Raw genomic sequence first — 4,547 nt, 5'->3', positions numbered from 1 at the left:
GCATCCAACCCTAGTCACGAATCTTAAATGCGGTTTTGCGGCTGGCGAAGGCTTTTTAAGAATTTCTTTCTGGAGGCACACGTATTTCAGGCCAACCCAGTCTTTTGCCCCTGCCGTCAAATCTCTGTGCCGGAACGGTTTTCCAGAGGGTTTGTCAAACGTGCCCATAGGTCGCCTGGTCGGCCAAGACCTCTGCTAAGGTGCAGAAAGGTTGGGTTCCTCCGCACCGGCATTCGTGAGGTTAAGCTCATGTCCTCTGTGCTGTGGCAAGCCATTGGGTACGCCGGCGGGATCTCCTTGGGGATCCTGACGTTGGTTGCCCTCATTAACTTTCTTTGGCAGCGCCTGGAGCAGAAGGCGGAGAAGGCTGCCGCCCAGCCAGCCGAGCCGACCTCGGCCCCAGAACCTGGCAGTACCTCAGAGGGATCGGCATCAACATGAGCGACAGGGTTCGCGTTCACGTTTGGGTACGCGGGCGAGTGCAGGGGGTGGGGTTTCGCGCCTACACCGAAGCGATGGCCCGCAACGCCGGTGTTGGCGGCTGGGTGCGCAACTTGCGGGATGGGCGCGTGGAGGCCGTTTTTGAGGGATCCCCGGCGGCGGTGGAGGCAATGCTGCGCTGGTGCCAGCAAGGCAGCCCCGGCTCGCAGGTGGAGGCCGTTGAACAGCGTTGCGAGCTGCCCAAGGGCCTCTCCACCTTCGAGATCCGTCCCACCGTTTGAGAGGGAAACCGGCGACATCCCACTAGAATGGGGAAACAGCATTCTCTTTCCGAAGCTATGACGGTTGCTGCCCCTGCCAAAGTGGAATACGAAGCTGTGATTGGGTTGGAGGTGCACTGCCAGCTCAGCACCCGCTCCAAGATCTTCTCCAGCAGCGCGACGGCCTTTGGCGCTCCCCCCAACACCCAAATTGATCCCATCTGCATGGGCCTGCCCGGCACGCTGCCGGTACTCAACGAGAAGGTGCTGGAATACGCGGTCAAGGCCGGCTTGGCCCTCAATTGCACCATCGCCCCCTACAGCAAGTTCGACCGCAAGCAGTACTTCTACCCCGACCTGCCCAAAAACTACCAAATTTCCCAGTACGACCTGCCCATTGCCACCCAGGGCTGGGTCGAGATCCAGCTCAGCGATGGCCGCAGCAAGCGCATCGGCATCACCCGTCTGCACATGGAAGAAGACGCGGGCAAATTGGTGCACGCTGGCAGCGATCGGCTCTCAGGATCCAGCTATTCCCTGGTGGATTTCAACCGGGCGGGAGTTCCCCTCATCGAGATCGTCAGCGAGCCGGATATCCGCACCGGGGAAGAAGCAGCCGAGTATGTGCAGGAGCTGCGCCGCATCCTGCGCTACGCCGGGCTGTGCGACGGCAACCTGCAGGAGGGATCCCTGCGCTGCGACGTCAACATCTCGGTGCGCCCGCTGGGGAGCCAGACCTTCGGCACGAAGGTGGAAATCAAAAACATGAACTCCTTCAACGCCATCCAGCGGGCCATCGAGTACGAGTTCAACCGCCAAGTCAAAGCCGTGGAAGCAGGCAAGCCCATCGTGCAGGAAACCCGCCTCTGGGAAGAAAACAGCCAGCGCACCATCAGCATGCGCAAGAAAGAGGGATCCAGCGACTACCGCTATTTTCCTGAGCCGGATCTGCCGCCCATCCGCGTCACCGAAGCGCAAAAAGCCCGCTGGCAGGCGGAGCTGCCGGAATTGCCCGGCGTGAAGCGGCGGCGCTACCAAGAGGTGTACGGACTTTCGGTGTACGACTCCCGCTACCTCAGCGACGAACGCAACACCGCCGAGTACTTTGAGGCCGTGGTTGCCGCTGGCGCCGACCCGAAGGCAGCCGCCAACTGGATGATGAGCGACATCGCCAGCTACCTCAACACCCACAAGCTGGACTACCCGGACATCGCCCTGAAGCCGGAAACCCTGGCCGAGCTAATCGGCCTCATCGAGCAGGGCGTCATTTCCAGCAAAATTGCCAAGGAGATCCTGCCGGAGCTGCTGGAAAAAGGCGGTTCGGCCCGCGCCCTGGTGGAGGCCAAGGGCCTGACCCAAATCTCCGATGGCAGCCTCTTGGAGCAGATGATCGCCGAGGTGCTGGCGGAAAACCCCGAGCAACTTGAGCAGTATCGGGGGGGCAAAACCAAGCTCTTCGGCTACTTTGTCGGGCAATTGATGAAAAAAACCGAGGGGCGGGCGGATCCCAAGTTGGCCAACGAGCTGCTCCGGCAGCACCTGGACGGCTAACTCCAGGCCTCGGTGAGGGAATAGCCCAGCTCCTGGATCATGCGCCGCAGCAGGGGCAAACTCAGCCCAATGACGTTGCCAGGACACCCCTCGATCCGCTCCACGAACAGGCTGCCCCGACCGTCGATGGCAAAGCAGCCAGCACAATTGAGCGGCTCGCCGGTGGCCACGTAGGCGCGGATCTCCTCGTCGCTGGGCTTGGCAAAAAACACCCGTGTGACCGCATAGTGGACGAGGCGGCGGCTCTGCCTCGTATCAATCAAGGCATGGCCCGTGTAGAGCTCTCCCACTTCGCCCCGCATTTGCCGCAGGCGCCGTTCCGCTTCCAGAGCATTGGCCGGCTTGCCCAGGATCTCGCCACCTAGGTAGAGCACCGAGTCGGCCCCGATAACCAGGACGGGCTGCCGTTGTTGGGCCGCCACCACTTCGGCTTTGGCCGAGGCCAGCTTCTGCACCAGCTCCACCGGATCCGAGCTTTGGATTTGGCTTTCGTCAAAATAGCTGGGTTGAACGCGAAAAGGGATCCGGGCAGCTTCTAACAATTGGCGGCGGGCAGGAGATTGCGAAGCCAGGACAATGGGAGGCAACATCGATTCAATACTCAACTCAAGCCTAGACGTTTGCAGGAGCGAAGTTCGCTCCACTTACCAGTTTCCATTACCCTAGTCAAGGTACGCCCAATAGGCGCTGAAAGGAAACTCTCTCGATCTCTCCCAGCTGGATCCCGTTTGTGACCACCCTACCCTCCCAGGCCCCCCCTCAAGCCGAGCTTGTCCCTGCTGGCCTCCTCCAGCGGTATTGGGGGGATCAAGACACTCCTGAAAGCCGCTGGGTGAACTGGCTGGTGGCGGGGTTGGTTCTTTGTTCGTCTGCCTTTTTTGTGGTACAGACCTACCCCATTTCTCCCCAGGTGCGCCTTGGGCTGGAGCGGTTGGATCGCCTCATCCTCGGCCTGTTTGTGGTGGAGTATCTGCTGCGCTGGGCAGCGGCTCCGCAAAAGCTGCGCTACCTCTTTAGTCTCTATTCGCTGATTGACTTGCTGGCGATTTTGCCTTTTTTTGCCGGGCTGACGGATATTCGCTTTATCCGCCTCTTGCGCTGGTTCCGCATCTTGCGGCTGCTGCGCCTGGTGGAGGGCAAGACCCTATTTGGTCAGGTAATCTCCGCTGACACCCGCATCTTGTTGCGCATCCTTTTTACTCTCTTTGCGATTGTCTTTGTCTACTCTGGCCTCATCTACCAGGTGGAACATCCGGTCAATCCCGGCGCTTTTGCCACCTTTTTGGATGCTTTCTACTTTTCTGTTGTCACCATGACCACGGTGGGGTTTGGGGATCTCACCCCCACCTCTGAGCTGGGCCGGCTGTTGACGGTGCTGATGATCTTGACCGGTGTTGCCCTGATCCCTTGGCAGGTGGGAGAGCTGATCAAGCAACTGGTGAAAAGCAGCACCTCGGTGCAGTGGGCCTGCCCAGGCTGTGGCCTCTCCCAGCACGATGAGGATGCCCAGTTTTGTAAGCGCTGTGGCACGCCGCTCTATCCCACGGATTGAGGCCGTTGGCCAATGGGGGGCAAAGACAGGATAGGCTAGGACAGATTGGGCGGAGGATCGGCGATGTGGGCCCACCCTGAGCTAACCATCCCCGGCAAGTTAAATGTGAAGGCGGGAGTGGCGATGCTGGTCGCCGCCATCGCTCTCGGCTGGATCCTCGGCCAGGTTCAGCCGCTGCTGCCCGCTCCGCAAGATTTGCCAGGGATCCCTGCCGAGCCCCTTTCCTGGCAAGAGGTGCCCAAACAAAAGTACGCCTGGCACATCTGCTACGCCTTTTTGGGCAATATGGGGCTGATCAACATCGGCGGCGGGCTGGCCCTGGTGACGCTGGGATCCCGCTTCACAGCCGGGCACCTGTTTTCCCAGATTCTTCTTTTGGGGGGAATGCTGCACCCTGCCTCTTGGGCCTTGGTGGCCCTGACGGGGCTAGAGGAGTGGGGCTGGCTGGGCAACGTTGGGGCGGCGGCAGTGGCGATGGTGGTGCTGGCCCTGTTCGTTCACCTGATCTGGGCCACCTATCGCGCGGCGAAAGCCATCCGAAGGCTGACTCGATCCCGCACCCGCCGTTAGTCCAATTGGGGAAGGCTGCCGATAGGATCCAGGTGCTCAGAGGCATTGGGCAAGAGTTAAGAGGATTCTTGCGGCACTTCTGCGCTTTGATCCGAGCCAACAACCCCAGGCCGGCCCTTTCGGATCCCTTGCACCACGGTCACTGTGAGCAGATGGGAGAGCAAACCCACCGG

General features: G+C 60.5%; 6 protein-coding genes. 5 read left to right on the top strand and 1 reads right to left on the bottom strand.

The window, feature by feature from the left end:
* Positions 1-249: 249 nt before the first annotated feature.
* The 3 genes from NW857_RS12320 to gatB are packed head-to-tail and all read left to right on the top strand — an operon-like array spanning position 250 to position 2,252.
* Positions 250-441 carry a hypothetical protein gene (locus NW857_RS12320; protein ID WP_414369111.1) on the top strand — a complete coding sequence of 64 codons (192 nt, stop codon included), beginning with the start codon at positions 250-252 and terminating at the stop codon, positions 439-441.
* Positions 438-722: an acylphosphatase gene (locus NW857_RS12315; RefSeq protein ID WP_414336007.1), complete on the top strand. Its 285-nt coding sequence runs from the start codon at positions 438-440 to the stop codon at positions 720-722. Before NW857_RS12320 ends, NW857_RS12315 begins: the two co-directional genes overlap by 4 nt.
* Positions 723-779: 57 nt before the next feature.
* Positions 780-2,252, top strand: coding sequence for an Asp-tRNA(Asn)/Glu-tRNA(Gln) amidotransferase subunit GatB (gene gatB, locus NW857_RS12310; RefSeq protein WP_414337059.1), 1,473 nt, complete (start codon positions 780-782; stop codon positions 2,250-2,252).
* On the opposite strand, the gene NW857_RS12305 is transcribed toward gatB, so the two are convergent.
* Entirely contained in the window at positions 2,249-2,842 is a 594-nt protein-coding gene (locus NW857_RS12305) for a Maf family protein (RefSeq protein ID WP_414336004.1), read from the bottom strand. The two genes, gatB and NW857_RS12305, sit on opposite strands and share 4 nt — an antisense overlap.
* 140 nt (positions 2,843-2,982) lie before the next feature.
* Between NW857_RS12305 and NW857_RS12300 the strand changes: the two genes are divergently transcribed.
* A complete protein-coding gene (locus NW857_RS12300; protein ID WP_414336003.1) occupies positions 2,983-3,804 on the top strand; it encodes an ion transporter in 822 nt (273 codons plus the stop codon).
* 63 nt (positions 3,805-3,867) lie between these two features.
* Positions 3,868-4,374, top strand: a complete 507-nt coding sequence (locus NW857_RS12295; protein WP_414336002.1) for a hypothetical protein — start codon at positions 3,868-3,870, stop codon at positions 4,372-4,374.
* Positions 4,375-4,547: the final 173 nt, after the last annotated feature.

This window comes from Synechococcus sp. H55.9 (assembly GCF_047462355.1).
Taxonomy (GTDB): domain Bacteria; phylum Cyanobacteriota; class Cyanobacteriia; order Thermostichales; family Thermostichaceae; genus Thermostichus.
The sequence above is the reverse complement of the archived record's forward strand: the minus strand, read 5'-3'. Positions and strand labels throughout refer to the sequence as shown.